The 304-nt window shown below is 54.6% G+C and carries 1 rRNA gene; it reads right to left on the bottom strand.

The annotated features are described in order from the left end of the window. A 16S ribosomal RNA gene (locus PZE06_RS27845) occupies window positions 1–304 on the bottom strand; the annotation flags it as partial.

Consider the following 304-nt stretch of genomic DNA (forward strand, 5'->3'; position numbering starts at 1 on the left):
GTGGTGTGACGGGCGGTGTGTACAAGGCCCGGGAACGTATTCACCGCCGCATGCTGATCCGCGATTACTAGCGATTCGGGCTACATGTAGGCGAGTTGCAGCCTACAATCCCAACTGAGAATGGTTTTATGGGATTCGCTCCACCTCGCGGCTTCGCTGCCCTTTGTACCATCCATTGTAGCACGTGTGTAGCCCAGGTCATAAGGGGCATGATGATTTGACGTCATCCCCACCATCCTCCGGTTTGTCACCGGCAGTCACCTTAGAGTGCCCAACTGAATGCTGGCAACTAAGATCAAGGGTT

The organism is Robertmurraya sp. DFI.2.37, assembly GCF_029211245.1.
In the GTDB taxonomy this organism is placed as follows: domain Bacteria; phylum Bacillota; class Bacilli; order Bacillales; family Cytobacillaceae; genus Robertmurraya; species Robertmurraya methanolica_A.